The sequence below is a fragment of the Ancylobacter dichloromethanicus genome, assembly GCF_018390645.1.
GTDB classification, from domain to species: Bacteria; Pseudomonadota; Alphaproteobacteria; order Rhizobiales; family Xanthobacteraceae; genus Ancylobacter; species Ancylobacter dichloromethanicus.
In genome coordinates this window covers 956,207-982,580 of record NZ_JAHBGC010000020.1, presented here as the reverse complement: position 1 = coordinate 982,580, position 26,374 = coordinate 956,207, and the positions used below count along the sequence as shown (strand labels likewise).

The 26,374-nt window shown below is 67.8% G+C and carries 30 protein-coding genes; 15 read left to right on the top strand and 15 right to left on the bottom strand.

The genetic code is table 11. The features are described 5' to 3' along the window. Positions 1 to 67 precede the first annotated feature (67 nt). The gene (gene mgtE / locus KHC23_RS13525; protein WP_213373132.1) at positions 68 to 1,462 is read left to right on the top strand and encodes a magnesium transporter; all 1,395 of its coding nucleotides are present in this window, start codon (positions 68 to 70) and stop codon (positions 1,460 to 1,462) included. A gap of 62 nt (positions 1,463 to 1,524) precedes the next feature. Continuing rightward, positions 1,525 to 2,352: a YdcF family protein gene (locus KHC23_RS13520; RefSeq protein ID WP_213373131.1), complete on the top strand. Its 828-nt coding sequence runs from the start codon at positions 1,525 to 1,527 to the stop codon at positions 2,350 to 2,352. On the opposite strand, the gene KHC23_RS13515 is transcribed toward KHC23_RS13520, so the two are convergent. Together KHC23_RS13515 and KHC23_RS13510 are read right to left on the bottom strand one after the other, a co-directional pair. After that, positions 2,322 to 2,600 (bottom strand): DUF3253 domain-containing protein, encoded by a 279-nt coding sequence (locus KHC23_RS13515; protein ID WP_213373130.1) that lies wholly within the window; start codon positions 2,598 to 2,600, stop codon positions 2,322 to 2,324. The two genes, KHC23_RS13520 and KHC23_RS13515, sit on opposite strands and share 31 nt — an antisense overlap. Then, positions 2,590 to 3,273, bottom strand: a complete 684-nt coding sequence (locus KHC23_RS13510) for a DUF599 domain-containing protein (RefSeq protein WP_213373129.1) — start codon at positions 3,271 to 3,273, stop codon at positions 2,590 to 2,592. The genes KHC23_RS13515 and KHC23_RS13510 overlap by 11 nt, the downstream gene beginning before the upstream one ends. Before the next feature lie 279 nt (positions 3,274 to 3,552). On the opposite strand from KHC23_RS13510, the gene KHC23_RS24670 reads away from it, so the two are divergent. The 4 genes from KHC23_RS24670 to KHC23_RS13495 all read left to right on the top strand — a co-directional run bounded on the left by KHC23_RS24670 (position 3,553) and on the right by KHC23_RS13495 (position 5,261). Then, positions 3,553 to 3,678, top strand: a complete 126-nt coding sequence (locus tag KHC23_RS24670) for a hypothetical protein (protein WP_271188627.1) — start codon at positions 3,553 to 3,555, stop codon at positions 3,676 to 3,678. A 211-nt stretch (positions 3,679 to 3,889) separates the two neighbouring features. Then, the gene (locus KHC23_RS13505; protein ID WP_213373128.1) at positions 3,890 to 4,561 is read left to right on the top strand and encodes a glutathione S-transferase family protein; all 672 of its coding nucleotides are present in this window, start codon (positions 3,890 to 3,892) and stop codon (positions 4,559 to 4,561) included. A 25-nt stretch (positions 4,562 to 4,586) separates the two neighbouring features. Next, entirely contained in the window at positions 4,587 to 5,021 is a 435-nt protein-coding gene (locus KHC23_RS13500) for a DUF1489 family protein (protein ID WP_213373127.1), read from the top strand. 66 nt (positions 5,022 to 5,087) lie between these two features. After that, a complete protein-coding gene (locus KHC23_RS13495; RefSeq protein WP_213373126.1) occupies positions 5,088 to 5,261 on the top strand; it encodes a hypothetical protein in 174 nt (57 codons plus the stop codon). 12 nt (positions 5,262 to 5,273) lie between these two features. Here KHC23_RS13495 and panC read toward each other — a convergent pair whose 3' ends face one another. Further along, entirely contained in the window at positions 5,274 to 6,134 is an 861-nt protein-coding gene (gene panC, locus KHC23_RS13490) for a pantoate--beta-alanine ligase (protein ID WP_213373125.1), read from the bottom strand. 152 nt (positions 6,135 to 6,286) lie between these two features. On the opposite strand from panC, the gene KHC23_RS13485 reads away from it, so the two are divergent. Further along, positions 6,287 to 7,015, top strand: a complete 729-nt coding sequence (locus tag KHC23_RS13485) for a vWA domain-containing protein (protein ID WP_213373124.1) — start codon at positions 6,287 to 6,289, stop codon at positions 7,013 to 7,015. Beyond that, positions 7,012 to 7,710 carry a DnaJ domain-containing protein gene (locus KHC23_RS13480; protein WP_213373123.1) on the top strand — a complete coding sequence of 233 codons (699 nt, stop codon included), beginning with the start codon at positions 7,012 to 7,014 and terminating at the stop codon, positions 7,708 to 7,710. Before KHC23_RS13485 ends, KHC23_RS13480 begins: the two co-directional genes overlap by 4 nt. A gap of 15 nt (positions 7,711 to 7,725) precedes the next feature. On the opposite strand, the gene KHC23_RS13475 is transcribed toward KHC23_RS13480, so the two are convergent. After that, entirely contained in the window at positions 7,726 to 9,396 is a 1,671-nt protein-coding gene (locus tag KHC23_RS13475; protein WP_246544537.1) for a D-alanyl-D-alanine carboxypeptidase, read from the bottom strand. 416 nt (positions 9,397 to 9,812) lie between these two features. Between KHC23_RS13475 and KHC23_RS13470 the strand changes: the two genes are divergently transcribed. From KHC23_RS13470 to KHC23_RS13450, 5 genes are all read left to right on the top strand, one after another. Beyond that, positions 9,813 to 10,151, top strand: coding sequence for a phasin family protein (locus KHC23_RS13470; protein ID WP_213373122.1), 339 nt, complete (start codon positions 9,813 to 9,815; stop codon positions 10,149 to 10,151). Positions 10,152 to 10,517: 366 nt separating this feature from the next. Further along, a complete protein-coding gene (gene clpS, locus KHC23_RS13465; RefSeq protein WP_246544598.1) occupies positions 10,518 to 10,853 on the top strand; it encodes an ATP-dependent Clp protease adapter ClpS in 336 nt (111 codons plus the stop codon). Positions 10,854 to 10,884: 31 nt separating this feature from the next. Then, positions 10,885 to 13,323 (top strand): ATP-dependent Clp protease ATP-binding subunit ClpA, encoded by a 2,439-nt coding sequence (gene clpA / locus KHC23_RS13460; protein WP_213373120.1) that lies wholly within the window; start codon positions 10,885 to 10,887, stop codon positions 13,321 to 13,323. 251 nt (positions 13,324 to 13,574) lie between these two features. Further along, entirely contained in the window at positions 13,575 to 14,252 is a 678-nt protein-coding gene (locus KHC23_RS13455; protein WP_213373119.1) for an AzlC family ABC transporter permease, read from the top strand. Next, positions 14,249 to 14,602: an AzlD domain-containing protein gene (locus KHC23_RS13450; RefSeq protein ID WP_213373118.1), complete on the top strand. Its 354-nt coding sequence runs from the start codon at positions 14,249 to 14,251 to the stop codon at positions 14,600 to 14,602. Before KHC23_RS13455 ends, KHC23_RS13450 begins: the two co-directional genes overlap by 4 nt. Before the next feature lie 20 nt (positions 14,603 to 14,622). Here KHC23_RS13450 and KHC23_RS13445 read toward each other — a convergent pair whose 3' ends face one another. The 4 genes from KHC23_RS13445 to KHC23_RS13430 all read right to left on the bottom strand — a co-directional run bounded on the left by KHC23_RS13445 (position 14,623) and on the right by KHC23_RS13430 (position 17,761). Then, a complete protein-coding gene (locus KHC23_RS13445) occupies positions 14,623 to 15,048 on the bottom strand; it encodes an HIT family protein (RefSeq protein WP_213373117.1) in 426 nt (141 codons plus the stop codon). A 48-nt stretch (positions 15,049 to 15,096) separates the two neighbouring features. After that, complete coding sequence (locus KHC23_RS13440) at positions 15,097 to 16,395, bottom strand: GNAT family N-acetyltransferase (protein ID WP_213373116.1); 1,299 nt, start codon at positions 16,393 to 16,395, stop codon at positions 15,097 to 15,099. A gap of 127 nt (positions 16,396 to 16,522) precedes the next feature. Next, complete coding sequence (locus KHC23_RS13435) at positions 16,523 to 17,290, bottom strand: glycerophosphodiester phosphodiesterase family protein (protein ID WP_213373115.1); 768 nt, start codon at positions 17,288 to 17,290, stop codon at positions 16,523 to 16,525. A gap of 9 nt (positions 17,291 to 17,299) precedes the next feature. Further along, entirely contained in the window at positions 17,300 to 17,761 is a 462-nt protein-coding gene (locus tag KHC23_RS13430) for a RidA family protein (RefSeq protein ID WP_213373114.1), read from the bottom strand. Between the two features lie 148 nt (positions 17,762 to 17,909). On the opposite strand from KHC23_RS13430, the gene KHC23_RS13425 reads away from it, so the two are divergent. Next, on the top strand, positions 17,910 to 18,719 hold the full coding sequence (locus KHC23_RS13425; RefSeq protein WP_213373113.1) for a cell envelope integrity EipB family protein: 810 nt from the start codon (positions 17,910 to 17,912) through the stop codon (positions 18,717 to 18,719). On the opposite strand, the gene KHC23_RS13420 is transcribed toward KHC23_RS13425, so the two are convergent. Then, positions 18,676 to 20,052 (bottom strand): DNA polymerase IV, encoded by a 1,377-nt coding sequence (locus KHC23_RS13420; protein ID WP_213373112.1) that lies wholly within the window; start codon positions 20,050 to 20,052, stop codon positions 18,676 to 18,678. The two genes, KHC23_RS13425 and KHC23_RS13420, sit on opposite strands and share 44 nt — an antisense overlap. A gap of 38 nt (positions 20,053 to 20,090) precedes the next feature. Continuing rightward, a complete protein-coding gene (locus KHC23_RS13415) occupies positions 20,091 to 20,393 on the bottom strand; it encodes a DUF3572 domain-containing protein (RefSeq protein WP_213373111.1) in 303 nt (100 codons plus the stop codon). Positions 20,394 to 20,500: 107 nt separating this feature from the next. Here KHC23_RS13415 and KHC23_RS13410 point away from each other — a divergent pair, with 107 nt between their 5' ends. Further along, positions 20,501 to 20,872, top strand: a complete 372-nt coding sequence (locus tag KHC23_RS13410) for a response regulator (RefSeq protein ID WP_213373110.1) — start codon at positions 20,501 to 20,503, stop codon at positions 20,870 to 20,872. A 330-nt stretch (positions 20,873 to 21,202) separates the two neighbouring features. Here the strand turns inward: KHC23_RS13410 and rpmG are convergent, their stop codons facing one another. The 5 genes from rpmG to rnr form a co-directional block, all read right to left on the bottom strand. Further along, positions 21,203 to 21,370 (bottom strand): 50S ribosomal protein L33, encoded by a 168-nt coding sequence (gene rpmG, locus KHC23_RS13405; RefSeq protein WP_013166321.1) that lies wholly within the window; start codon positions 21,368 to 21,370, stop codon positions 21,203 to 21,205. A gap of 132 nt (positions 21,371 to 21,502) precedes the next feature. Then, positions 21,503 to 22,663, bottom strand: a complete 1,161-nt coding sequence (locus KHC23_RS13400) for an MFS transporter (RefSeq protein ID WP_213373109.1) — start codon at positions 22,661 to 22,663, stop codon at positions 21,503 to 21,505. A 113-nt stretch (positions 22,664 to 22,776) separates the two neighbouring features. Beyond that, positions 22,777 to 23,529: an NUDIX hydrolase gene (locus tag KHC23_RS13395; protein ID WP_213373108.1), complete on the bottom strand. Its 753-nt coding sequence runs from the start codon at positions 23,527 to 23,529 to the stop codon at positions 22,777 to 22,779. A gap of 11 nt (positions 23,530 to 23,540) precedes the next feature. Further along, on the bottom strand, positions 23,541 to 24,005 hold the full coding sequence (locus KHC23_RS13390; RefSeq protein ID WP_213373107.1) for a DUF983 domain-containing protein: 465 nt from the start codon (positions 24,003 to 24,005) through the stop codon (positions 23,541 to 23,543). 16 nt (positions 24,006 to 24,021) lie between these two features. Further along, complete coding sequence (gene rnr, locus KHC23_RS13385; protein WP_271188633.1) at positions 24,022 to 26,307, bottom strand: ribonuclease R; 2,286 nt, start codon at positions 26,305 to 26,307, stop codon at positions 24,022 to 24,024. Between the last annotated feature and the right edge of the window lie 67 nt (positions 26,308 to 26,374).

The following is a 26,374-nucleotide window of genomic DNA, read 5'->3' as shown; positions in this document are numbered from 1 at the left end:
AACGGGGTGTCGTTGCCGCGAACGGCGGCTCCCCGTTTTCCCCCGTGACCCCGTGCCGGAGTAGGGCATGCGCGAAGAGACCGATCTCGCCGCCCCGCCGCGCGGGCCGGAGCATGACAACGACCCGAGCGAGACCCCCGGCTTCGTCGAGGCGGTCGTCGGGGCGATAGAGACCCGCGACGTCGCGGCCCTGCGCGCCATCGTCAGCGACCTGCACGAGACCGATGTCGCGCGGCTGCTGGAGGCCCTGCCGGCGCCTGACCGGCCGCAGCTCATCGAACTGCTGGGCGGCGATTTCGACTTCACCGCACTCACCGAGCTCGACGAGACGGTGCGCGTGCAGATTCTTGAGGCGCTGCCGACGCAGACTGTCGTCGACGGCATGCGCGAACTCGATTCGGACGACGCGGTCTATATTCTCGAAGACCTCGACGACGCCGACAAGCAGGAGATTCTCTCCAACCTGTCGATCCCGGAGCGGGCGGCGCTGCAGCGCAGCCTCGACTATCCCGAGGAGAGCGCCGGCCGGCGCATGCAGACCGAGTTCATTGCCCTGCCGCCCTTCTGGACGGTGGGCCAGGTGCTCGACTATATCGGCGAGACCGAAGGGCTCCCCGAAACCTTCTTCGAGGTATTCGTCGTCGATGCCACCTATCGGCTGAACGGATCGGTGCCGCTCGACCGGCTGCTGCGCACCAAGCGGGGCACCAAGCTCGGCGACGTGGTCACGCCGGACCGCCATGTCGTCAACGCCACCGACGACCAGGAGGACGTGGCCCGCGTCTTCGAGCGCTACAACCTCATTTCCGCCCCGGTGGTGGACACGGCCGGCCGCCTCGTCGGCGTGCTAACCGTCGACGACATCGTCGATGTGATCCAGGAGGAGGCCGACGAGGACCTGAAGGCGCTGGGCGGCGTGGCCGGCGACGAGGAGCTCTCGGACAGCTTCTGGTATATCGCCCGCAGCCGCTTCTCCTGGCTGCTGCTCAACCTCATCGCCGCCAACATCGCCTCCTTCGTCATCTCGATGTTCGAGGACGAGTTGCAGCGCATGGTGGCGCTTGCCGTGCTGATGCCGATCGTCGCCAGCCAGGGCGGCAATGCCGGCACACAGACCATGACCGTGGCGGTGCGCGCACTGGCGACCCGCGAATTGCGGCCGAGCAATGCCCGGCGGGTCATCGCCCGCGAACTGCTGGTCGGGCTGTTCAACGGCGTCGTCTTCGCGGTGATCATGGCGGCCGTGGTGTTCGCCCGTTTCGGTGTGGCCGATCTCGGCTATGTCATCGCGCTGGCCATGATCATCAACCTGGCCGCCGCGGCGCTCGGCGGTATCCTGATTCCGCTGGCGCTGGACCGTCTGAAGGTCGATCCGGCAGTCGCCTCGGGCCCATTTGTTACAACGATTACCGACGTGGTGGGCTTTTTCGCCTTTCTCGGCATCGCGTCGCTATGGTTCTGATCGCGGCGGCCGAAACGCTCCGCCGCAATTCGCCGAGCCGGGCGATCTGACGGGAGCGCCGCGTGTTCTTCTCTCTTTCCAAACTCGTCTGGCTGATCGCCGCGCCGTCGACCTTTCTCATCCTTCTGGCGGCGGCCGGCCTGCTGCTGGGGCTTCGGTGGCGCCGGTTCGGCATGGGGCTGGCCGCGCTCGGCGTGGTCGGCCTGCTGCTGGCCGGGTTCGGACCCTTCGGCCGCATGCTGCTCATCCCGCTGGAACAGCGCTTCCCGGCCTATGTGGAGGACGGAGGCCGGGTCGACGGAATCATCGTTCTCGGCGGAACCGAACTTGCCCGAATAACCGCAGTGCGCGGGCAGCCCTCCTTCCATGAGGCGGCGGAGCGCATTCTGGCGATGGGCGAGCTTGCCCGCCGCTATCCGCAGGCGCGGGTCGTCTTTACCGGCGGCGGAGGCAACCTCCGCAGTGGGCCGTTGCAGGAGGCCGACGTGGTGCGCATGGCCCTGCCGCAGATTGGCCTGCCGGACGGGCGCGTCACGTTTGAACGCCTCGCGCGCAACACTGCCGAGAACGCGCAACTGGCGAAGGAGCTGGTCCGGCCGCGCCCTGGCGAAAAGTGGCTGCTCGTCACTTCGGCCTTTCACATGCCGCGGGCGATGGGTTGCTTTCGGGCGGCCGGATTTCCCGTCACCCCCTATCCCGTCGACTTCCGCACCGCCGGCGATCGCGACTTTTTCCGGCCGTTCCGGTCGGCGGCGAGCGGTCTGGTGTTCTTCGATCTCGCCGTGCACGAGTGGATCGGGCTCGCCGTCTATTACCTGACCGGCCGCATCGACACCCCGCTGCCCGGACCGCAGGCCGATCACCCCTCCGGCGGCAACCCGAGCCGGTAGACGCCGCGCAGGTCGGAAGGATCGACCGGCTTGCCCTTGCGGTAGAGGACGAGGCGGCCGGCCTGTGCGAGGCGCAGCGCGCCGCGCCGCACCGACGGCAGCAGGCTTTGCCAGTCCGGCCCGGCGGCGACGCTGCGTGCCACGTCCTCGGGCGTTACCGTCTTCGCCGCGCCGGGAAGGCTGGCGACCGTGAGAATCGCCTCTTCGACGGCTTCTTCGGAAGGGCGGGGAGCGGAATCATCCGGCATTGTCGAGCACCCAGTGCGCATCCCGGCCGAGCTGCCGGTTGATCATGACGAGGAAGATGGCAAGCGTCGCGGCCATCAGCGCCCAGCCATTGATGTACCAGCCGAGATAGGCGATGGCGAAGAAGAAGGCGCGCTGGCCGCGGTTGAAATGCCGCCCGGCGATGGTGGCCATGCGGGCGAGCTTGACCACATGGGCCTGCGCCTGCGGCGTCCCGGCCTCGGAGGGCGGCGGCGTCGAGCCGAGCAGGATGGTCGAATAGTTGAACAGCCGGTAGGCCCAGGCGAACTTGAAGAAGGCATTGGCGAAGATCAGCGTCAGCCCGAGCGTCTTCAACTCCCAACTGGTGCGGTTGGTGGCGCCGAAGGGCAGGTCGCGGAACAGCGCCATCACCGCCTCGGTCGATTGCAGGATGGCGAGTGCGGCGCCGATGGCGAGCAGCGACGTGGAGGCGAAAAAGGCCGTTCCATTTTGCAATGCAGCGATGATCTGGGCGTCGACGATCCGGTTTTCGCGCTCCAGCATGCGCTGCATCCACTGCAGCCGGTAGCCGTCCATGCGGCGGTTCAGCGTCCGCGATTCGGCCCAGCGCCCCTCCATGACGATGTGATAGGCCACCCAGGCGAAGCAGAATGCCGAAAGCGCGAGCGCGTCGATATAAGTGAAGCCGAGCATGGTGTTACTCAGATGTCCGCGGGGTTCGCGCCCGCCTTCTGGCCGCCGCGTCGGCCATGGTGGGCGTGGCGATGGACGCTTTCAACAGGCCTCCGGACGATTGTCGAGAGCGTTTACCATGCGGAAGAAGCGGGGCTGCACTGCGGCGGCGGGGGCTGAATGTGGCGAATTCGCGGTTGCGAACGTCATAACGATTTATTAAATAATGTTTCGGACGGAGGCCCGCTGTCGAGTCGGCGGTGCGAGCGTCGAAGTGAACGTGTCGTTCCGAGGATTATCATGAATTCCATTCCCGAGCGCTCCTGTTGGGGAGTCGCCCGTTGGGCCGTCGCCGCCTTCCTGGTCGGTATCGCGCTGATCTATCTCTTCGGGGGCTTCCAGGCGGCGCAGGTCGTCGCCGGATGACCTAAATGCCCAATGGGCAAACGTCGATCTTCCCCTGTTCGAATGATACGGCTCGGCCGCAGGGCCGGGCCGCTGTCATGTCTGCCGGTCCGCCCGCGCGGCGAGACCAAAGATCACGTGGATTGATCTCGGTCCCCACAGGCTTGCGTTTGCGCTCTGTCGCCGTATGGGAGACTCTCCGCGCCGGAACGAGGCGGGGAGGGACGACACGGTGCTCAGGCTCATCATTGGCAACAAGAATTATTCCTCCTGGTCACTGCGGCCCTGGCTGGCGATGACGGCGCTCGGCATCCCGTTCGAGGAGGAACTGGTGCCGCTCGACGCGCCGGACTTCAAGGCGCGCATGCGTGAACGCTCGCCGGCGGGCAAGGTGCCGGTGCTGATCGACGGCGAGGCGGTGGTGTGGGAATCGAGCGCGATTCTGGAGCATCTGGCCGAACGCCTCCCGGACAGGGGCATCTGGCCGGCGGAGCCGGTCGCCCGTGCCCATGCCCGTTCGCTGGCCACCGAGATGCATAATGGCTTCGGAGCGCTACGCAGCGTGGCACCGATGAATCTGTGGCGCCCCATCGAGCCGCGCGCCTTTCCCGACGAAGCGCTGAAGGATGTGCGCCGCATTGCCCGCCGCTGGGGCGAGGCGCGCCGACGCTTCGGCGCGGGAGGCGATTACCTGTTCGGTGCCTTCTCCGGCGCCGATGCGATGTATGCGCCGGTGGCAAGCCGAATCCGCACCTACGCGATCGAGGTCGACGAGGTCGCCGCTGCCTATGTCGAGGCGATCCACGCTCACCCGGCCTTTATGGCGTGGAAGGAGGCGGCGTTGAAGGAGACGGGCGCGCTTGCCGAGGACGAGGTCGACTGGCCCATCGTCAAGCGCGTATAGAGGCGCGTCGTTCACGGGCTTTGCCATGCCGCTTCATCTGCTCAAGCTCTGCGTCGGTGCCGAATCCATCGAGGATCTCGAGGAATGGATCGCCGAGAATCTCGCTGGCAAGGCGTCGCGGGGGCAGGTGGCCGAGCAGGTCCATACCACGCGCATGGTGCCGACACGGGCGGCCGAACTGGTTGATGGCGGCTCGCTCTATTGGGTGGTCAAGGGTGAGGTCGCCTGCCGGCAGCGGCTGACCGGCATCCGGCCGTTCGTCGACGGTGACGGCATCCGCCGCTGCCATCTGGTGCTGGACCCCGTCGTCCACCGCGTCGAGCCGCGGCCCAATCGGCCGTTCCAGGGCTGGCGCTATCTCGCCGCCAAGGACGCGCCGCCTGACCTTGCCGCCACCGGCGACGCGCCGGCCCTGCCGGACACCCTGCGACGCGAATTGCGCTCGCTGGGCCTTCTCTAACAATTGGGGACCCGAACTGCTCCTTAGGCGTTGTTCCTGTACGGAACCCGAGAGAAGGAGGCCTGGATGACCCAGACAAATTCCGACGATCACCGCGTGGTCGAGGACGGCGAAGTGGTGGTGAAGGCGGATACCGAGGAGCGTCAGGCCGTCGAGGTGCGCCCGATGCGCTACGTTCTCGGCATTGGCCTGTTGCTGGTCATCATCGGCATGGCGGTCAGCTATGTGAGCTTCACCTGACGCGGCGTCCGGCTAGTTCGGCACCGCCAGATTGTCGATCAGCCGCGTCGCGCCGATACGGGCGGCCACCAGCAGGCGGATCGGGCCGTCAGTATGCGACGTGACCCGCGCCAGCGTCATGGCGTGGCGGGCGTCGAGGTAATCGAGCTGAAAGCCGGCAGTTGCGACGCACGCCCGCGCCTCGTCGACAGCGGTGGTGATGTCGCCACCCTCGGCGATCGCCGCGGCGGCGGCACGAAGGGCCCGATGCAGCGCCGGCGCGGCCGCCCGTTCCTCCGGGCGAAGAAAGACATTGCGCGAGGACAGGGCGAGGCCGTCCGCCTCGCGCACCGTCGGGACACCAACGATGTCGACCGGCAGGTCGAGATCGCGGACCAGCCGACTGACGACCTGAAGCTGCTGGTAGTCCTTCTCGCCGAACAGGGCGACATCGGGCTGGGACTGGATCAGCAGCTTGGCGACCACGGTGGCGACGCCGGCGAAATGGGTCGGGCGGAAGTCACTCTCCAGCCCCAAAGCCGGGCCGGTGAGGGCAATGGTGGTGGCGAACCCCTCAGGGTACATCTGCCCGGCATCCGGCACGAAGGCGAGGTCGACCCCGGCGGCATCGGCCGTTGCGAGGTCGGCCTCCAGCGTGCGGGGATAGCGGCTCAGATCCTCGGTCGGGGCGAACTGGGTCGGGTTCACGAAGATCGACACGATGACGCGCTGCGCCAGCGCCCGTCCCGCATCCATCAGCGCGACATGCCCGGCATGCAGCGCGCCCATGGTCGGCACCAGGGCGACGCGTTCGCCGGCGGCCCGCCATTGCCGCACCTGATCGCGCAGCGCGGCGACGGTGTGGACGGTGCGGATCGCGCGTGCGCTGGTCATGGCGGAACTTCCCTCGCGGCGGTCCCTCGCGGGCCGGGCGCGGAAGCTAGCAGAGCCGGTCGGCGGGTCAACCATCGCTGAGCCCTTGGCGAGACCTGTTCGCGGGGCCACATCCCCCGCTACACTCGCGCCGAATCCGATCGGGAATCTCGATGGCCGCCGACAAGACCACACCGACGAAAAGCGCGCCCGGGACACCGGCCGCGCTCTCGGCCGACACTTCCGCCTTCCTCGCGGAGCTGGAGCGCCGCGCGCCGCTGTCTGCCGAGCGACGGGGCCGCCTCATCTTCGGTCTCGACGCCACCATGAGCCGGCAGCCCGCCTGGGATCTCGCCTGCTCCCTGCAGATGGAGATGTTCGAGGAGGCGGCGCGGATCGGCGGGCTGGATGTGCAACTGATCTATTATCGCGGCCTGGGAGAGTGCCGCGCCTCTCCCTGGATAACCGACGGCGCCAAGCTGGGGGCGCTGATGGCGCGTATCCAGTGCCAGGGCGGGCGGACCCAGATCGGTCGGGTGCTGCGCCACACGGCGTCTCAGGCCGCCAAGGGTCCCGTTGGCGCGCTGGTGTTTGTCGGCGATGCAATGGAGGAGAATGTCGACGCGCTGTGCGCCGAGGCGGGGCCGCTGGCGCTGCGTGGCGTGCCGGCCTTCATGTTCCAGGAAGGCGCGGACCCGACCACGGAGCGGGCCTTCCGCGAGATTGCCCGCCTGACCAAGGGCGCCTATTGCCGGTTCGATGCCGGCGCCTCGGCCGAATTGCGGGCGCTGCTGCGGGCCGCCGCCTCCTATGCCGCTGGCGGGGCCAAGGCCCTGGCCGCCCTGGCGGGCGCCTCACCCGGCGCGCGCCGGCTGATTTCCGCGATGCAGGACACGCGATGATCAATCTCGTCATCGGGGCGGCGATCGTCGCCCTGCTTTACTACGGGCTGAAGGCGTTCGGCCGGGCCAACCCGGCCATCCTCGCCCGGCTCGGCCGCCGCGTCGGGGGCGGGGCGCTTATCCTTGTCGCGGGTTTTGTCGGCATGCGCGGCCATATCGAGACGGCGCTGCCGCTCGGCATTTTCGGGCTGTCATTGCTCGGCTGGGATATCCGCCAGGCGTTCTCGTCGTCGCGGAGCGAGCCGAGTGCCGGTCGCGCCTCCAAGGTGCGGACGCCCTTCCTTGACATGGAACTGGACCATGACAGTGGCCGGCTCGGTGGCAAGGTGACCAACGGGCCACTGGCCGGGGCGGGGCTCGACACGCTCGACGTTCCCACGCTCGCCCGTCTGGCACTCGACGTCGACCAGGAAAGCCGGCAGCTACTCGAAGCTTATCTTGACCGCCGATCGCCCGGTTGGCGTGAACACGCGGACGGACAGGCGGGCCGGCGGAGCGCTGACACGCCGCGCCGCGGCGCGATGACGGAAGAGGAGGCCTACCAGATCCTGGGGCTTCAGCCGGGGACGGGGGCGGATGAGATCCGCAAGGCCCACCGATCCCTTATGAAGAAACTCCATCCCGACCAGGGCGGGTCGAACTATCTCGCTGCCCGGGTGAACGAAGCCAAGGATGTCCTGCTCGACCGCCATTGATCCCTTCTCCCCCCGTCAGTTGCGGAAGACCATACAACCGAAGTCGCTGCGCTTCAGGGTCTTGCAGGCTTTGCGCGCAGCGGATTCGGCGTCGAAGCCGGCGAAGCGGGCCCGCACGATCCTGGTCGATCCCTTGAGCGCTTCCTCGGTATAGGCGTCGGTCTTCGCCAGCGCGCTGGCGGCCTTCTTCTGCGCCTTGGCGATCTGGGCGCGGGCGTCGGCCTCGCTGCCGAAGGCTCCGATCTGGATCGCCCAGCCGGCGCGCGGCGTCGCGGCCCTCTCGGCGGTTTCGGCCTCTTGGCGCGGAATGGCGATCGGGCCCGCACTGGCGACCTGCACCTCCTGCTGCTTGATGGCGCGCTGGGCAGGTGCGGCGGCCTGGCTCTCGCCGTCATCGGTGACGAAGCCATTGGTGAAGGACAGGGTGCCCAGAATGCCCGGCTGGTTGCTGAAAGTGGCGACCGGCGCGGTCGGTCGCGCCACCGCCACGGTCCTGACCGCGACCGGAACAATCGGCGCGGCGGAGCCGACCGGCGGCGCATTGGCCGGGGCGACAGCGGCCGCCACCTGCGCCGAGCGTGCCGGGGAAGGGGCCGGGGTGGGAACGGAGGCGGTGACGCTGTCCGTGTCGGCGACGGCCGAGGCCATGGAGACGCGCGGGCTGGCGGTCGGCACCGGGATGGTCTTGGGTGCCGCCGGGGCTTCGGCGACCAGCGCGATCGGCACGCCGGCCTCGTCCGCGGAGGCGCCCTTCGGCGCGGTGCTCATGCGGGCGACCACCTGCCGGCCGGCCTGGGCCTTGCCGACATTCTCCTTCAGCAGCGCGACCATCTGGTTGTCGCGCGAGGCGGCGCTCTTGCCGCCCATGACCACGGCGATCACGTAGCGGCCATTCTTCTTCACGCTGGTCAGCAGGTTGAAGCCGGAGGCATTGGTGTAGCCGGTCTTGATGCCGTCGACGCCCTCGAAACGTCCGAGCAGACGGTTGTGGTTGCGAATGGCGACGCCGCGATACTGGAAGCTGCGGGTCTCGAAATAGGCGTAGTATTTCGGGAAGCGCTCCTGGACAGCACGGCCGAGCGTGGCGAGGTCGCGGGCGGTGGTCACCTGATCCGGGCTGGGAAGGCCATTCGGATTCTTGAACACCGTGCGCGACATGCCGAGTTGGCGGGCGCGGCGGGTCATCAGGTTGGCGAAGCTGCTGGCGCTGCCGGAAATGTTCTCCGCGATGACGACGGCGACGTCGTTGGCCGAGCGGGTGACCAGCGCCTTGATCGAGTCCTCGACGTTGATCGTCGTGCCGGCCTTCACGCCGAGCTTGGAGGGCTGCTGCTTGGCGGCGTAGGCCGAGACGCGCAGCGGGGTGTTGAGCTTCATGCGCCCGCTCTCAAGCTGCTCGAACAGCAGGTAGAGCGTCATCACCTTGGTGACCGAGGCGGGATGGCGGAGTTCGTCCGCATTCTCGGCATCGAGCACGCGGCCGGTATTGGCGTCGACGACGATGTGGGAGTAGCCACGATGCCAGGTCCCACTGCTGGCCACGCTGCGCGTGACCGCCGCCTTGCTGCGCACCGACTTCTTTTTCTTGGACGCGGCCTCCGCCACGCCCGCCCCCAGGAGAGAAACCGCCAAAACCGCCACGGCGGCACGCATGAAAGTGGTGCCGACCATCTCCGGAACCCGCATCTGTCCGTCCCGCTACTGCTGCCGGCATGGTGCCGGAACTCAAAACTTCCGCCAGGGGCAAGACCGCCGCGCGAGGGCTCTGTTGCCCTTGCGAAGGCCTCGACCGGTTAAGGAACCCTGCCGAACCATCACTTCCCAAACCTTAAAAAGGGCACGGTTACAGAGTCGTAAAGAACGCCCTTCAACCCTGTTCATATGGCACGAAGATGGTGCGAGGCCGTCCTCGGGCCGATTCGCGCGCGGGCTGGTGGCGAACGCCGGGGGCAAAGCCCGGCCCGGCGCATTATGTTGCGCTGCACAAATTCACTTGACGTCGCGTAGTGCGGTGCAGTACAGATTTTTTAGGGAGAATTCCCGGGCGGGCGCGTGCGGCTGATGCGCGACGCGCGTGGCGAAACACCACAGGAGTTGGGCTCATGCTGCAGAATTTCGAAGACATCCAGAAGGTCGGCAAGGACAATCTCGACCTTGCCGTGAAGAGCTTCGGCACCGTCTCGAAGGGCGTCCAGGCGATCGCCGTCGAGGTGGCCGACTATTCGAAGAAGTCCTTCGAGGAGGGCACCGCCACGGCGGAGAAGCTGTTCGGCGCCAAGACGCTCGACAAGGCGGTCGAGATCCAGTCGGACTATTTCAAGAGCGCCTATGAGAGCTTCGTCGCCCAGGCCACGAAGATGGGCGAGCTCTATGCCGACCTCGCCAAGGAGACCTACAAGCCGTATGAGAACGTCATCGGCAAGGTCTCTGCCGGCAAGTGAGCTACTGGTCCCGGACGTGCGTCCGGTGACAAGGGGCTGACCCGGAACGGGAGTTCGGGTCGTCCCGCATGTTTTTGGAAAGGCCCGGCCTCCGTGTCGGGCCTTTTCCTTTTTCACCCGGCGCGACGCGGCGCCGGCCGTGGGCCCCAGCGGGCGAAACGCTTGCGTCGCGGCGATTTCGGGCCGATCCTCCGGTCACGCTGTCGCCCCATCCTCGTGGAAATGTCACCGAATTGCGACAGTCGGTCCGGCTCGCGCCACTGGCGGGACCGGGAGGGCGTACATATTATAGCTACCGAGAACCGGGGAGCCGGTTTGGGGAACGTATGAATGTCCGATCGCGCCAAGTTTCAGCCGCGTGAAAATATGATGGCCGACGACGACCGTCGCCGCCGTGGCGACGACGTGCCCGGCACGGCCGTGATCACGCGTACCAAGCCGCAGGTGAAGCGGCCCAATCTCTACCGGGTGCTCCTGGTCAACGACGACTACACGCCAATGGAGTTCGTCGTGCATGTGCTGGAGCACTTTTTCAGCAAAAATCGGGAGGAAGCCACCCAGATCATGCTGCATGTGCATCAGCATGGCGTGGGGGAGTGCGGTATCTTCACCTATGAAGTGGCCGAGACCAAGGTCACGCAGGTGATGGACTTCGCGCGCAAGCACCAGCATCCTTTGCAGTGCGTCATGGAGAAGAAGTGACGCCCCGCGACGGCTAAATGAAGAGGTCCCGATGCCCACCTTCTCCCGAAGCCTCGAGCAGTCGCTGCACAGGGCGCTCGCGCTCGCCAATGAACGCCACCACGAATATGCGACGCTGGAGCACCTGCTGCTGTCACTGGTCGACGACCAGGACTCGGCGGCGGTGATGCGCGCCTGCAACGTCGACACCGACAAGCTGCGGCGGAATCTGGTCGAGTACATCGACACCGAGCTCGACAATCTCGTGCAGGATGGCGGCGAGGATTCCAAGCCGACGGCCGGCTTCCAGCGTGTCATCCAGCGCGCCGTCATCCATGTGCAGTCCTCCGGCCGCGAGGAAGTGACCGGCGCCAACGTGCTGGTCGCCATCTTCGCCGAGCGCGAGAGCCATGCGGCCTATTTCCTGCAAGAGCAGGACATGACCCGCTACGATGCGGTCAACTACATCAGCCACGGCATCGCCAAACGCGCCGGCATGTCGGAGAGCCGACCCGTGCGGGGCGCCGAAGAGGAGACGGAGACGAAGACCGGGGAGGACACCAAGAAGAAGGCCGATGCGCTCGAAGCCTATTGCGTGAACCTCAACAAGAAGGCGCGCGAGGGCAAGATCGACCCGCTGATCGGCCGCGACGGCGAGATCCAGCGCACCATCCAGGTGCTGTGCCGCCGCTCCAAGAACAATCCGCTCTTCGTGGGCGATCCCGGCGTGGGCAAGACCGCCATAGCCGAGGGACTGGCGCGCCGCATCGTTGCCGGCGAGGTGCCCGACGTTCTGCGCAAGGCCACCGTCTTCTCGCTCGACATGGGCGCGCTGCTTGCGGGCACCCGCTACCGTGGCGATTTCGAGGAGCGCCTCAAGCAGGTGGTGAAGGAGATCGAGGCTTATCCCGACGCCATCATGTTCATCGACGAGATCCACACGGTGATCGGCGCCGGCGCGACCTCCGGCGGGGCCATGGATGCCTCCAATCTGCTCAAGCCTGCCCTCGCGGCGGGCACCCTGCGCTGCATCGGCTCGACCACCTACAAGGAGTACCGCCAGTACTTCGAGAAGGACCGCGCACTGGTCCGCCGCTTCCAGAAGATCGACGTGCCGGAGCCGACCGTGCCGGACGCGATCGAGATACTGAAGGGGCTGAAGCCCTATTTCGAGGACTACCATCGGCTGCGCTACACCAACGACGCCATCAAGGCGGCGGTGGAGCTCTCCGCGCGCTACATCCATGACCGCAAGCTGCCCGACAAGGCGATCGACATCATCGACGAGTCGGGCGCGGCGCAGATGCTGCTGCCCGAGAGCCGGCGCAAGAAGATCATCGGCGTCAAGGAAATCGAGGCGACGGTCGCGACCATCGCGCGCATTCCGCCGAAGTCGGTGTCCAAGTCCGACACCGAGATCCTCTCCGCGCTGGAGACGACGCTGAAGCGTGTGGTCTACGGCCAGGACAAGGCGATCGAGGCGCTGGCCTCGGCGATCAAGCTGGCGCGGGCGGGTCTGCGCGAGCCGGAGAAGCCGATCGGCTCCTACCTGTTCTCCGGTCCGACCGGCGTCGGCAAGACGGAGGTGGCCAAGCAGCTTGCCTCCAGCCTGGGCGTCGAACTGCTGCGCTTCGACATGTCCGAGTACATGGAGCGGCACACCATCTCGCGGCTGATCGGCGCGCCTCCCGGCTATGTCGGCTTCGACCAGGGCGGCCTGTTGACCGATGGCATCGACCAGCATCCGCACTGCGTGCTGTTGCTGGACGAGATCGAGAAGGCGCATCCCGACCTGTTCAACATCCTGCTGCAGGTGATGGACCATGGGAAGCTGACCGACCACAACGGCAAGCAGGTGGATTTCCGCAACGTCATCCTTATCATGACGACCAATGCGGGTGCCGCCGACCTGTCGAAATCGGCCTTCGGCTTCACCCGCACCAAGCGCGAGGGTGACGATGTGGAGGCGATCAACCGGCTGTTCGCGCCGGAGTTCCGCAACCGCCTCGACGCCATCATCACCTTCGCCCACCTCACCAACGAGGTCATTGCGCTGGTGGTGGAGAAGTTCGTGCTGCAGCTCGAGGCGCAGCTGGCCGACCGCAACGTCACCATTGAGCTGTCGGACGAGGCGACCGCCTGGCTGGTGGAGCGCGGCTACGACCAGCAGATGGGCGCGCGGCCCATGGGCCGGGTGATCCAGGAGCACATCAAGAAAGCTCTGGCCGACGAGGTGCTGTTCGGCAGGCTGCGTTCGGGCGGTCATGTGCGGGTTGTCCTGCTGACCGGCGAGGATGGCGAGACCACGCTCGGCTTCGAGTTCCCGGAAGGGCCGATCACGCCCAAGCCGGAGAAGATCGAGCCACCCAAGGCCAAGCGCGCCCCGCGCCGCAAGGCGCCGGCGACCAAGGCAAAGAAGGCCGGCGGCACGTCAAGCCGCGCCAAGCCGGGCTCGTCCCGGGTGCCGAAGGTGCCGTTGGTCAAGGCGTGAACGCGCGTATGCGTTCAGGCCATTCGGACGACTGAGACGCCGCCCGCGCCATCGTCGCGGGCGGTTTCGTGTCGGTGCCCCGCCGCCTCATGGCTGCCATGCGCCGGCGGGGCGCCGTTTCGCTTGACGGCGTGGGGCCGGGGCCGCAGAACGCGGACGCGAGTTCTCACATGAATGTCTCCCCCGATCCGTCCCTCCAAGCCCTTGGCGCATGTGCTCCCTCCCGACCGGCGCACTGGTTCGCGCGCGGCATGGTGGGCGCCGTGTCGACGCCGGGGTTGGTGCTGGTGGCGACCTTTGTCGGCTTCGGCGGGTTGCTGCACGATCTCGGCTTTCCCATTTTCGCGGGGCTCCTCTCGACCCTGCTGGTCTGGGCGCTGCCGGCGCAGGTGATCCTTGTCGGCGGGCTGGCCGCCGGCGCCTCGCTGCCGGCGCTGGCGGTGGCGGTCTGCCTGTCCGGCGTGCGACTGCTGCCGATGGTGGTGTCGCTGATGCCGCTGATGCGCGGTCCGCGCCCGCGTCTGCTGAGCGAACTCGTCTGCGCCCATTTCGTGGCCGTCACCATGTGGGTGGAGGGCTTGCGGTTGCTGCCCGGGGTCGCGCCCGAAGGGCGCCCGGCCTATGCGACCGGGCTCGGCTTCGGGCTGACCGTCTTGAGCATGACCGGCACCGCGATCGGCTTCTATCTCACCGGCGCGCTGCCGGGCCCGCTCGCCGTCGCCCTGCTGCTGCTGACACCGATCTCCTTCGCCATCCTGCTGGTGCGCAACGCGCGCCGCCCGGTCGACTGGCTCGCCATCGTGCTCGGCGCGGCGATCTCGCCGCTGGTCGCCAATTCGCCGGGCGGGCTCGACCTGTTCTGGGCCGGTGTCGGCGGCGGCACGCTGGCCTTCTTCCTCGCGCGCATCCTGCCGGGGCGGCAGGCATGAACTTCTTCACCACCGAACTCGGCGCCATGCTGGTGGTGATCTTCGTCGGCTTCCTGCCGAACGAGGTCTGGCGCGTGCTCGGCGTGCTGTTCGGCCGGCGCATCGATGAGGACAGCGTCTGGATGCAATGGGTGCAGGCGGTCGCGACGGCGCTGCTGGCGGCGGTGGTGGCGCGCCTGCTGCTGGTGCCGAGCGGGGCGCTGGTCGCCTTGCCGCTCTGGTTGCGCGTCGGCGCGGTGGCGAGCGGCATTGGCGGTTTTCTCGCCGTGCGCCGCTCGGTCCTCGCCGGCGTGCTCACCGCCGAGGCGGTGCTGGTGGTCGGCGCCTGGTGGCTCGGCGCCAGCCCCTGAGCGCGCCAGCCCCCGGGTTGTCAGCCCTTCTTAAGCGCGGCGGCGAGGCGGGCGGACTGCTCGGCCAGCACTTCGGGCGCCTCCCTGTAAGAGAGCGGCGGCCGCAGCTCGACCCCGGCATGGCGCGGGATGACATGGACATGAAGGTGGAACACCTCCTGTCCGCCGGCCTTCTCATTGTGCTGGGTGAGGGTGATGCCTTCCGCCTCGAACACCTGCATCTGCGCCTGCGCGATGTGCTGGGCGACCGCCATGACGGCGGCCAGGTCCCCGGCCGCGACATCGAGCAGGTTGCGGGCGGGCGCCTTGGGGATCACCAGCACATGGCCCGCCGCGCGCGGCATGATGTCGAGGAAGGCGAGCACGCGGTCGTCTTCATAGACCTTGTAGGCGGGGAGTTCGCTGCGCAGGATCTTCGCGAAGATGTTGCCGGGATCGTATGCCATCGGTTCCTCCCTGTCGGCCTCACCTGATCGCAAGCCGCCTCGCCGTGGTCAAGGCTCGTCGGCCCGCTGATCCGCCACCTGCTGGCGGAACGGGCCGAGTTCGCTCAGCTCGGCGCCGGCCTCCGCGACATAGCGGCGCTCGCGCTCCAGATAATGCGCGACGGCGGCGCGGAACTGCGGATCGGCGATGTAATGTGCCGAGCGGGTGATGACGGGCATGTAGCCGCGCGCCAGCTTGTGCTCGCCCTGCGCGCCGGCCTCCACCGTCGTCAGCCCATGCGTGATCGCATAGTCGATGGCCTGATGGTAGCAGACCTCGAAATGCAGGAAGGGATGATGCTCCACCGCGCCCCAATGGCGGCCATAGAGCGCGTCGTCGCCGATGAAGTTGATCGCCCCGGCGATCCAGCGCCCGGCGCGCTTCGCCATCACCAGCAGGACGCGGTCGGCCATGCGCTCGCCGATCAGCGAGTAGAAGGCGCGGGTGAGATAGGGCCGGCCCCATTTGCGCGAGCCTGTCTCCATGTAGAAACCGAAGAAGGCGTCCCACACTTCCTCGGTGAGATCGCTGCCTGTCAGCCAATGGACGCTGATGCCGTTTTCCAGGGCCTCGCGGCGTTCACGGCGGATCTGCTTGCGCTTGCGCGAGGCGAGGGCGTCGAGAAAGGCCTCGAAATCGGCATAGCCCTCGTTGTGCCAGTGAAACTGCTGGTCGGTGCGCGGCAGGAAGCCTTCCGCCTCCAGCGCCCCGGCATCCGCCTCGGTGAGGAAGGTGGCGTGCACCGACGACACCTTGCGCAGTTTCGCCAGGGCGACGAGCCCGGCCGCCAGCGCCGCGCGCACGCTCTCCGCCTGCGGACCGGCGCCGGCGAGCAGGCGCGGGCCGGTGGCCGGGGTGAAGGGCACGCTGACCTGGAGCTTCGGGTAGTAGCGCCCGCCGGCACGCTCGAACGCCTCCGCCCAGCCATGGTCGAAGACATATTCACCCTGCGAGTGTGACTTCAGATAGGCCGGGCAGACACCCAGCACCTCACCCTCGGGTCCTTCGAGAACGAGGTGCTGCGGCAGCCAGCCGGTGGCCGCGGCCACGGAACCCGATTCCTCCAGCGAGGAAAGGAAGGCGTGGCTGACGAAGGGATTATAGGCCGTCCTCCGACGTGAGGATGCCGTGCGCCCGGAGAGCGGGCCCCACCCGCCACACGCGGCCTCGTCCCCACCCATCAACGGGTTGGCCGGGTCTGCTGAATCGTTGTACGAATATCGGGGGCTGGCGCAGCCATCCCAGTCGTCGGCGGCGATGGTGGCGATGTCGTTCTCGACGCGCAGGCGGAACGTTTCGTCGGACATGCGGGAATGGCTCGCGGGTAGGCTCGGCAGGTGTCGTCACGCCGGCAAGGGGCGCTGCCATTGTGCGCCGCACGCGAGGCGGGCGGCAAGGGCGCTCACGCGAACGCGAAGCGGGCTCCGTCCGGGCTCAGGGCAGGAAGCCCTCGAAGATCATCTGGTCGGCATGGCAGTCCGCGACGGCGCGGTCCTGCGGTGTGCGCACGGTCCAGGCGAGCAGCGGCATGGGCGCGCGGCGGCGGGCGAGATCGACGGCGGCGGAGGGCAGTTCCTTCACATAATGGGCGATGAAGTCGGGCCGTGTCTGCGGGAGATGCAGCAGGTTGCCCCAGTCGTGCTTGGTCCCGGCGCTGAGAATGTCCCATTCCGGGTCGTCATAGCGGTGCTCCATGGTGATGCCGCGCGGGATGTGCGGCGCCAGCGAGCGCAGGGCGGCGACGAGGGCGGGATCGAACGACATCAGCGCCGCCGGCCCGCCATAGCCGGACAGCACCGTCGCCGCGCGGGCGGCGATGGCGGTCTCGCCGTCGAAATGGCTCTTCAACTCGATAATGAGCGGCACCCGCCCGCCGACGCGGGCGAGCAGTTCGGCCAGCGTCATCATCCGGTCGGCCGTGCCGCGCAGTTCGATCGCCTTGAGTTGGGCGGCGGTGAGCGCCTTGGCCGGCCCTTCCGCCAGGGTCAGCCGCTCCAGCGTGTCGTCATGGAACACCACCGCCTCGCCATCGGCGGAGAGCTGGATGTCGACCTCGATGGCGTAATCGCGTGCCAGCGCGGCATCGACCGCCGAGGGCGTGTTCTCGATCACCCCGCGCGCGGCGTCGTGCAGCGCGCGGTGGGCGATCGGCCGGGCGGTCAGCCAGGCCGGCGCGTTGGGGGCGGACGGGTCGGGAGCCATGAGGGAGCCTCAGGCGAACGCGATCACCGCCTCGACTTCGACGCGGACATCGAAGGGCAGGGCGGCGGCGCCCACCGCCGAGCGCGCATGCCGGCCGGCATCGCCGAACACCTCGACGAACAGGTCCGAGGCGCCGTTGATCACCTTCGGCTGGTCGGTGAAGTCCGGTGCGGAGTTGACGAATCCGACCAACTTCACCACCCGCTGCACCCGGTCGAGATCGCCAAGTGCGGCCTTGATCTGGGCGATGAGATTAATGCCGCACTGGCGGGCGGCGGCGCGCCCAGCCTCGATATCCGCCTCGCCTGCGAGCTTGCCGGTCATCAGCTTGCCGTCGGCCATGGCGATCTGGCCGGAAATCCACAGGAGGTTGCCGCTGATCACGAACGGCACATAGTTCGCCGCCGGCGCCGAGGCGGCAGGGAGGGTGATGCCGAGGGTCGCGAGCTTGGCTTCAACCGTTCCGGTCATGGGGATCTCCTGCTATCGTGCGGGGCATGGGGTGTGGCGTGCGGCGCGGGCGAACGACCCGCAATTGCCATCTTCGATGGGTCATGTTTGGCGGATCGGTCCGCCATTCGCAAGCCGCGTGTGGAGTCTGCGAGGGAGCCTCTTGTCTATGCCGTCCGTCCGTATCGCCGCCGCCGCCATCCTGCTCGCCGCCTCATCGCTGCCGGCCCTGGCTATCCAGCTTTCGCCCCACCGAGCCACCTATGCGGTATCTCTGGATACCTCCAAGCCGGCGACCCGCATCAATGCCGCCGAGGGGCGCATCGTCTATGAGATGCGCGGCAATCCGTGCGCCGGCTATTCGGTGCAGTTGCGCCAGGACACCATTCTCGCCACCGAGGGCGGCCGGGTGAACAGCGCCGTGTCGACGGCGACCTGGGAGGAGGGCGAAGGCCAGTCCTATCGCTTCCACGTCACCAACACGCTGAACGGCGACAGCGCCGAGGAAGCCGATGGCGTGGCCGAGCGCAAGGAGGACGGGCTGGTCGTGACCGCGACCAAGCCGGAGCGGCAGACCGTCGGGCTGGGCAGGAAGGTGCTGCTGCCGACCCAGCACGTGATGCGGCTGATCGACAGCGCCGAAAAGGGTGAGGCGGTGCTGGAGGCCTCGGTCTTCGACGGCTCCCCCGACGCCCGCAAGGTCTATGACACGCTGGCGGTGATCGGGCGCGGGACCCGCGACGCGACGGGGCTTGAGGCGGCCGCCACCGCCGGCGACCTTGCCGGCCGCGCACGCTATCCGGTGACCATCAGCTATTACGAGCGCGGCGGCTCAAGCGAGACGCCGGACTACACGATCCGCTTCGACATGTTCGACAATGGCGTCAGCCGCGACCTGAAGCTCGATTATGGCGAGTTCGCCTTGAACGGCACGCTCATTTCCTACGAGGCGCTGCCGATGGAGGCGTGCTCGAAATAGCCGGGTCCGGGGCCAGCGGATCGAGATCGTCCGGCCGGTTGCGGTGCGGCTGCTCGGGTCCGCGGCGGCGCGGCGCGTCGAGGGCGATGCCGCGTTCGATGATCTCCTTGCCGAAGCGGGCCCGCAGCGTGTCGGAGGCGAGTTCCGCCAGTCCGCGCTTGGTGGCGTGCGCGTCGACCAGGTCCGCGGGGTCGGCCAGCGCCGGATCGGTGAGTTCGGACACGCCGACCCCGATCAGCCGGAAGCGCCGCCCGTCGGTCTCGCGGGCGAGCAACTCGCGGGCATGATCGAAGATGCGGTGGGCAAGCCGGGTCGGGTCTTCCAGCGAACGGGCGCGGGTGACAAGGCGGAAGTCGGAGGTCTTGAGCTTCAGCGTGACGGTGCGGCCGGCAAGATCGGCGGTCTTCAGCCGGTCGGAGAGCTTGCGGGTGAGCCGGTAAAGCTCCTGTTCCAGCGTGCGGAAATCGGCGATGTCGGTGTCGAAGGTCGTTTCCGTCGAGACGCTCTTGGTCTCGCGCTCGGGATTGACCGGGCGGGTGTCCATGCCGCGCGCCAGCCGCGCCAGCCGCAGACCCTCATTGCCGAAGCGGCGGGCGAGAACGCTTTCGTCGACCGCCTGGAGATCGGCGATGATACGGTAGCCCTCGCGGGCGAGACGCTCCTGCGTCGCCTTGCCGACGCCCCAGATGGCGCCGACGCTGCGCGGGGCAAGGAAAGCCATCGCCTCCCGCGCGCCGATCACCGCGAAGCCGCGCGGCTTGTCCAGCTCGGAAGCCATCTTGGCGAGGAACTTGTTGGGCGCGAGGCCGACCGAGAGGGTGACGCCGATCTCGGTCTCCACCGACCGCGCGAGCCGAGCCAGCGCCCGCGCCGGGCTCTCGCCATGCAGCAGCGCCGTGCCGGCAAGGTCAAGGAACGCCTCGTCGATCGACAGCGGTTCGACCAAGGGCGTGAGGCGCAGGAAACGCTCGCGGATCTGTCGGCCCACAGTGACGTATTTCGCCATGTTCGGCTTGATCACCACTGCCTCCGGGCAGAGCGCGAGCGCCTTGAACATCGGCATGGCCGAGCGCACGCCCTTCACCCGGGCGAGGTAGCACGCCGTGGACACCACGCCGCGCTTGCCGCCACCGATGATCACCGGCAGGTCGCGCAGCCCTGGGTCGTCGCGCTTCTCCACCGAGGCATAGAAGGCGTCGCAGTCGATATGGGCGATGTGGAGCGCGTCGAGTTCGGCATGGCGCACCAGGCGCGGGCTGCCGCAGCGGGTGCAGCGGCGCTCCTCGCCAGCCTCGCTCAGGCAGTCGCGGCAAAAGGCCGACAAGCGCGCCATGCACTGCTCCGTTTGGCCCGAGCCGGGCTTGGCCCGCTTCAGTCCTCGCCCATGTCCGCATGGAACAGGATTTCGCGCGCCGCCACCACATGGCCGGGGTCGATCTCCGCCTCGCCGGCATAGGCGATGAGCAGTTCCTGCCGATTGATCATGTAGTCCAGCAGCGCCACGTGGAAGGCGGTCGAGCCGGCGACGCCGCGCAGGTCGGCGGGCGACAGGCCGCTTTCCGCCAGAAACGGGCCGATGCGCTCGGGATCGCCGGCGAGAAAGGAGAGGGCGCCGAGGGCGACCTGCCGGGCGACCTCGATCTGCGTTGGGGTACGGGAGTTGCGGCTTTTCATTTCCGGTTCCGTAAGGAATGGGTGGGTAAAGCTAGCGCATCGACCGGCGGATGGGTGAGCGATTCCGGCTCGCCAGAATGTGCCGCTGTTGCAGGGACCGTCGACCGATGCCCAAGACCGTTCTGATCGTCGAGGACAATGAGCTTAATATGAAGCTCTTCAACGATCTGCTCGAAGCCCACGGCTATATCACGGTCGGCACCCGCAAGGGCGTCGAAGCGCTGGATCTGGCGCGGCAGCACCGGCCGGACCTGATCCTGATGGATATCCAGCTTCCCGAGGTGTCCGGCCTCGACGTGACCCGCGCGCTCAAGGCCGATCCGGAACTCAAGGCGATACCCGTCATCGCCGTCACCGCCTTCGCGATGAAGGGCGATGAGGAACGGATTCGCGAGGGCGGCTGCGAGGCCTATCTCTCCAAACCGATCTCGGTCGCCAAATTCCTCGAAACGGTGCGCCAGTTCGTGCCGGCGACGTGATCGCTGGAGGTTGGGGCGAATCGATTGCCCACAAATATCGTTGCTTTTGGCGAAGGTTCGGGTAGCCTCTGCGCGGTATCCGTTTGCCCTGCGGAGTGCTCGGGTCCGCCGCATCTCCCGGGTCCGTGGGGTCTGGTCGGCGGGCGGTGTCTACGGATGGCCTCTCCGTTCACCGCTCGCCGATTCCACTCCCGCAGATGGCTGCCGCAGACGGGCAACCTAGAGAACGACCGTCACGGATCGACAGACCCAAAAAGAAAAGGCGCCTTGCGGCGCCTTTTGCGTCAGTGGCCTTCCGCGCCGCGAGCAGGGCCCGCGTGACGCATCAGCTCACTTGATCTTGCCTTCGCGGAACTCGACATGCTTCTTCGCGACCGGGTCGTACTTCTTGACGACCAGCTTGTCGGTCATGGTGCGCGAGTTCTTCTTCGTCACGTAAAAGAAGCCGGTGTCGGCGCTCGACACGAGCTTGATCTTGATGGTCGTTGCCTTGGCCATGACCGGGTCTCCTGGGAGCGTGGCTTTCGATCGTGGGGGCGCCACGCCGAACAAAACGGTTTCGCGCGGCATCACTGCCGCTCGTTGCGCGTCCGTATCCGTGATCGTCGCGCGAATGTCAAGGAAGGCGGGTCAGCGATCGCGCCAAATCTGCCCCGCCACCACCAGTACATAGAGCAGCAGGAACGCCCCGATGGTCCAGGCAAAGCCGTGCGGATCGAGGATCTGCATGCCGCCGCCGACTGCCGTGGGCCCCACCGTGAGGCCGATCGAATACAGCATCACGAAAGCCGCGTTGGCGGTGGCGAGCGCCGCCCCGTCGAAACGCGCGCCGAGCAGAGCGAGGCCGACCGTGTACAGCCCGGCGACGATTCCCGTGGTGAAGAACGCCGCGATCCACAGCGCCCAGCTGTCGATGGCGAGATGCGGAATCAGGAACGAGCCGACAACGCCGATGATGCCGCAGGCAAGCAGCATGCGGCGACGGTCGAGCTTGTCGCTCAACAGGCCGAGCGGCAGTTGCAGGGCGACATTGCCAAGCTCGGCGACGGTGAGCAGCAGTGCCGCCTCGCCCTCATCAAGCCCGCGCCGCAGCCCGTAGAGCGGCAGAAAGTTGATCAGCCCGGTTTCGACCGCGCCGAAGATGAAGGCGGCGAGGGTGGCGGCCGGGGCGATCCGCATCAGCGTCCATACGCTCCCCGACGTGCTCTCCTTCTCGATCGCGGGGGCGCTGGCGGCGCCGATCAGCACCGGGATGCCGGCGAGGGCGAAGAAGACGGCGCCGCACAGATAGGGCGCCCAGCCCTGCGTCCCGACCAGGCTGAGGATCGCCGGCCCGCCGGCGAATCCGACCGACAGCACCGTACCGTAAATGCCGATGACCAGGCCGCGCCGGTGGTTCGGCGCGGCGGCGTTGATCCAGAACTCGCTGACCACGAACAGGACGCACAGCGCCGCGCCGAAGATGAAGCGCAGCGGAAACCACAGCACGAAGGACGCCGTGAACTTGAAGGCGAGCAGGCTCAGCGCCGCGCTGAGAATGGCCGCGAGCAGCAGCGGCCCGGCCCCGAGACGTCGCACCAGGTCCGGCAGAAAGGGCGCCAGCGCGATGGTGGCGAGCCCGCCCACCGCCGTGTTGATGCCGATCCAGGTCGAGGAGATGCCCCGGTCGTGCAGTTCGAAGGCCAGCAGCGGGATGGACAGGGCGAGGCCAAGCCCGACCACCGAAATGGCGGCGATGGCGGCGGCGATGGAGGCGATGTTGACGGGACGGGGGAGGGCCGGGGCGTGCATGTTTCACCTGAGGTCGGGAGACGTCTCCCGGACCGCTGGCTCTAGCCCATGGGCGGCAAAAGTCGAATGACTTTTGGCAATGGCTTCATGCCGGGAATTTGTGACCGCCCCGCTCAGGCGATTGCCTCGCGATAGACCCGCCCGCCGCGGGAAAAATAGAACGGCACCGGCTGCCAGGGCCGGTTGCCGCCCTTGAGCCGCGCCTCGACCTCGTCGAGGATGGCGCGGGTGATCTCCGGCACCTCGGCCCGCTTCGCCTCCGCGAAAGTGAACCAGCCGGCCTCGACCAATTCCGCTTCCGCACCGACGACACCGTCCAGCCGGTGGCCGACATGGGTCACATCGGCCAGGAAAAAGCGGGTGTCGAAGCGCCGGGCGAGGCGGGGCGGGGTGACCGCGCGGGCGACGAAGGTGAGCGCCTCCAGATTGGGAAACAGTCCGGCCGCGCCGAAGGCGCCCCACGCTTCCGGCAGCCGGCCCGGCGTGCCGGCCTCGCCGGTGCCGATTAACAGCCCGGTTTCCTCGCAGGTCTCGCGGATGGCGGCCAGCGCCAGGGCGCGGGCTCGCGAGGTGCTGGGCCGGGCGACGCGCGCCAGCAGGCGGCGCTCGCTCTCCGTGTCCAGCATGCCATAGACCGGGACGCGGCGGTCGCCGGCATCGACCCGGCCGCCGGGAAACACGAACTTGCCGGGCATGAAGCGCAGCGACGGATTGCGGCGGCCCAGCAGCACGCGCGGCGTGCGCTTGGAGCGGTCCACCAGCACCAGCGCCGCGGCGTCGGCCGGCCGGATGACCGGGTGCACCGCGTCTGGCCGTTCGCGCGGGAACTTCGGGGAGACGTCGGCGCGACTGTCGGTAAGGCTCATGGGATTGCGGGTCAGGAGCGCTTGGCGAGCGGGCCGGCGAGCGTCGCCTCGGCACGGTGGCTCGGCGGCAGCGGATCACGCTCGGAGTCGGTCGGATCGAACCCATGCATGCGGACCGCCCACTGAAAGCCGATGAGCGCCCCCTTCACCGGCGGCAGCAGAACCAATGAGAGCAGGAGGGTAAGCGGCAGCCAGACGATGAGGTGGATCCACACCGCCGGGTGCAGCGCCATCTCCACCGCCAGCAGCAGCGGCACGATGATATGGCCGACAATGGTGATGACCATGTAGGGCGGCGCGTCGTCGGCGCGGTGGTGCCACAACTCCTCGCCGCATGCGGGGCAGTGTTCATTGACCTTCAGATAGGCGCCGAACAGCGCACCCTTGCCGCAGGCGGGGCAGCGCATGCGGAAGCCATTGACAATGGCCGGCCCGATGGGCCGGTGGGAAACAGGACTGGGGGACTGCGTCTGCATGAAGGCGCCTCCGGCGCTATTTGCGCTTGCCGATGCGCCTCGGGCCGTGGGGGCGCTCGACCGGCCGTCCGTAGCGACCGCGCCCGCCGCCGGGGCGGCGCTTGTCGACGGTGACGTGCTTGCCCTCAGATATAAGTTCGAACCGAAGAGCGCCAGCCACCGGCGCCGCTTCCACGAGCTTCACTTCGACGCGGTCGCCGAGCCGGTGCATCTCGCCGGTGCGCTCGCCGATCAGCGCATGGCGCCCCTCGTCATAGCGGTAATAGTCTTGGCCGAGCGTGACGGCGGGAATGAACCCGTCCGCGCCGGTGTCGTCGAGGGCGACGAAAAGCCCGGCCTTGGTAACGCCGGAAATGCGGCCGCGGAAAGTGGCGCCGATCTGCACCGCCATGTGGTGGGCGATCAGCCGGTCGATGGTCTCGCGCTCGGCCGCCATGGCGCGCCGCTCGCTGGCGGAAATGCGGGCGGCGATTTCGGCGAGCTGTTCGGGCGTCACGGTCTCGGGCAGTCCGTCGCGGCCGAGGCCGAGCGCGCGCACCAGCGCCCGGTGCACGATGAGGTCGGCATAGCGGCGGATCGGCGAGGTGAAATGGGCGTAGCGGCGCAGATGCAGGCCGAAATGGCCGTAATTCTCGTTCGCGTATTCCGCCTGTGCCTGGCTGCGCAGGATTACCTGATTGACCAGTGGCGCCAGTTCGGAGCCAGCGACGCGGGCGAGAATGTCGTTGAACTGGGCCGGACGGACGCTCTCGCTCTTCGGCAGCTTGATGTCGAGCGTCTGCAGGAATTCGCGCAGGCCGGACATCTTCTCCAGCGAGGGCTGGTCGTGGACGCGGTAGACGAGGGGGACGTGCTTCTCCTCCAGGGTCTCAGCGGCGGCGACATTGGCGAGGATCATGAACTCCTCGATCAGCCGATGGGCGTCGAGCCGCTCGGGCACGACCACCTTGTCGACCGTGCCGTCGGGCTTCAGCAGGATCTTGCGCTCGGGCAGGTCGAGGTCGAGCGGGGCGCGGGCCTCGCGCGCCTTCTTCAGTGCACCATAGGCGGCCCAGAGCGGGCGCAGCACGCCTTCCAGCAGCGGATCGGTCAGGTCATCCACACGCCCGTCAATGGCGGCCTGAGCCTGCGCATAGGCGAGCTTGGCGGCGGAGCGCATCATGACGCGGTGGAAGCTGTGGCGCTTCTTGCGGCCGTTGGCGCCGATCGCCATGCGCACGGCGAGGGCCGGCCGGTCCTCCAGAGGGCGCAGCGAGCAGAGGTCGTTGGAAATGCGCTCGGGCAGCATCGGCACGACGCGGTCGGGGAAATACACCGAATTGCCGCGCGCCAATGCCTCGCGGTCGAGAGCGCTGCCGGGCCGGATATAGGCGGCGACATCGGCGATGGCGACGGTGAGGATGAACCCACCCTCATTGTCGGGGTCGAGGTCCGGTGCCGCGTGCACCGCATCGTCATGGTCCTTGGCATCGGGCGGGTCGATGGTGACCAGCGGCAGCTCGCGCCAGTCCTCGCGCCCGGCCAGCGTCGCCGCCTTCGCCGCCTCCGCCTCGGCGAGCGCCTCGCGGCGGAACACGCTCGGAATGCCATGGGCATGGATGGCGATCAGGCTGATCGCCTTCTCGGTCGACACCGAACCGAGCCGCTCCCTCACCTTGGCGGTGGGCAGGCCATAGGCGTGGTGGCGCACCACTTCGACCGAGACGAGGTCGCCCTCCTGCGCGTCGCCGGCGAAATCGGCGGGGATGGCGAGTTCGCGGCCCATATTGCGCTTGTCGATGGGGATCAGGCGGCCGCCGCCCTGCGCGTCGCGGCGGAAGATGCCGAGGGTGAGGCCGCGTGCCTTCTCGATCAGCTTCAGCACCGTGCCGTTGTGGCGGATATGGCCGTCGGCCTCAGGTATTTCTTCGGTCTTCAGCAGCACACGGTCGCCGACCGTGGGGGCCGGTCCGGCAAGCCGGCCGCGGCGGGCGAGGCGGACCAATATGCGCGGTGGCTCGCCATTCTCCTCGGTGTCCCAGTCAACCGGCGTGGCGATCAGTTCGCCGTCCTCGTCGCGTTCGACGATTTCCGACAGGACGACAGCGGGCAGGGCGCCCGGCAGGTGCAGCTTGCGGCGCTTGGTTCCCAGAAGCCCTTCGTCGGCAAGTTCGCGCAGCAGCGCCTTGAGGGCGATGCGGTCGCCGCCATCGAGCCCGAAGGCGCGGGATATCTCCCGCTTGCCGACATCACCGCCATGAGCGGCGATGAACGCCATCAATTCCTCACGCCCCGGCAGTCCCTTGGTCAGGCCAGCGGGCAGGGCCGGGTGGGCGGGCTTTCGCCCCTTCGCTTTTATTGGTTTACGCACGATTCACCGCTTCCGAGAG

Excerpts from the sequence above, each read along its gene's own strand:
- KHC23_RS13390 (WP_213373107.1), bottom strand. The coding sequence starts at position 24,005 with ATGCAGACGCAGTCCCCCAGTCCTGTTTCCCACCGGCCCATCGGGCCG.
- KHC23_RS13445 (WP_213373117.1), bottom strand. The coding sequence starts at position 15,048 with ATGGCATACGATCCCGGCAACATCTTCGCGAAGATCCTGCGCAGCGAA.
- clpS (WP_246544598.1), top strand. The coding sequence starts at position 10,518 with ATGATGGCCGACGACGACCGTCGCCGCCGTGGCGACGACGTGCCCGGC.
- KHC23_RS13485 (WP_213373124.1), top strand. The coding sequence starts at position 6,287 with ATGGCCGCCGACAAGACCACACCGACGAAAAGCGCGCCCGGGACACCG.
- KHC23_RS13395 (WP_213373108.1), bottom strand. The coding sequence starts at position 23,529 with ATGAGCCTTACCGACAGTCGCGCCGACGTCTCCCCGAAGTTCCCGCGC.
- panC (WP_213373125.1), bottom strand. The coding sequence starts at position 6,134 with ATGACCAGCGCACGCGCGATCCGCACCGTCCACACCGTCGCCGCGCTG.
- KHC23_RS13515 (WP_213373130.1), bottom strand. The coding sequence starts at position 2,600 with ATGCCGGATGATTCCGCTCCCCGCCCTTCCGAAGAAGCCGTCGAAGAG.
- KHC23_RS13435 (WP_213373115.1), bottom strand. The coding sequence starts at position 17,290 with ATGGCTCCCGACCCGTCCGCCCCCAACGCGCCGGCCTGGCTGACCGCC.
- KHC23_RS13420 (WP_213373112.1), bottom strand. The coding sequence starts at position 20,052 with ATGGCGCGCTTGTCGGCCTTTTGCCGCGACTGCCTGAGCGAGGCTGGC.
- KHC23_RS13430 (WP_213373114.1), bottom strand. The coding sequence starts at position 17,761 with ATGACCGGAACGGTTGAAGCCAAGCTCGCGACCCTCGGCATCACCCTC.
- KHC23_RS13475 (WP_246544537.1), bottom strand. The coding sequence starts at position 9,396 with ATGCGGGTTCCGGAGATGGTCGGCACCACTTTCATGCGTGCCGCCGTG.
- mgtE (WP_213373132.1), top strand. The coding sequence starts at position 68 with ATGCGCGAAGAGACCGATCTCGCCGCCCCGCCGCGCGGGCCGGAGCAT.
- rpmG (WP_013166321.1), bottom strand. The coding sequence starts at position 21,370 with ATGGCCAAGGCAACGACCATCAAGATCAAGCTCGTGTCGAGCGCCGAC.
- KHC23_RS13480 (WP_213373123.1), top strand. The coding sequence starts at position 7,012 with ATGATCAATCTCGTCATCGGGGCGGCGATCGTCGCCCTGCTTTACTAC.
- KHC23_RS13450 (WP_213373118.1), top strand. The coding sequence starts at position 14,249 with ATGAACTTCTTCACCACCGAACTCGGCGCCATGCTGGTGGTGATCTTC.
- KHC23_RS13415 (WP_213373111.1), bottom strand. The coding sequence starts at position 20,393 with ATGAAAAGCCGCAACTCCCGTACCCCAACGCAGATCGAGGTCGCCCGG.
- KHC23_RS13500 (WP_213373127.1), top strand. The coding sequence starts at position 4,587 with ATGCCGCTTCATCTGCTCAAGCTCTGCGTCGGTGCCGAATCCATCGAG.
- KHC23_RS13400 (WP_213373109.1), bottom strand. The coding sequence starts at position 22,663 with ATGCACGCCCCGGCCCTCCCCCGTCCCGTCAACATCGCCTCCATCGCC.
- KHC23_RS13470 (WP_213373122.1), top strand. The coding sequence starts at position 9,813 with ATGCTGCAGAATTTCGAAGACATCCAGAAGGTCGGCAAGGACAATCTC.
- KHC23_RS13440 (WP_213373116.1), bottom strand. The coding sequence starts at position 16,395 with ATGTCCGACGAAACGTTCCGCCTGCGCGTCGAGAACGACATCGCCACC.
- KHC23_RS24670 (WP_271188627.1), top strand. The coding sequence starts at position 3,553 with ATGAATTCCATTCCCGAGCGCTCCTGTTGGGGAGTCGCCCGTTGGGCC.
- KHC23_RS13495 (WP_213373126.1), top strand. The coding sequence starts at position 5,088 with ATGACCCAGACAAATTCCGACGATCACCGCGTGGTCGAGGACGGCGAA.
- KHC23_RS13455 (WP_213373119.1), top strand. The coding sequence starts at position 13,575 with ATGGTGGGCGCCGTGTCGACGCCGGGGTTGGTGCTGGTGGCGACCTTT.
- KHC23_RS13510 (WP_213373129.1), bottom strand. The coding sequence starts at position 3,273 with ATGCTCGGCTTCACTTATATCGACGCGCTCGCGCTTTCGGCATTCTGC.
- KHC23_RS13410 (WP_213373110.1), top strand. The coding sequence starts at position 20,501 with ATGCCCAAGACCGTTCTGATCGTCGAGGACAATGAGCTTAATATGAAG.
- KHC23_RS13425 (WP_213373113.1), top strand. The coding sequence starts at position 17,910 with ATGCCGTCCGTCCGTATCGCCGCCGCCGCCATCCTGCTCGCCGCCTCA.
- clpA (WP_213373120.1), top strand. The coding sequence starts at position 10,885 with ATGCCCACCTTCTCCCGAAGCCTCGAGCAGTCGCTGCACAGGGCGCTC.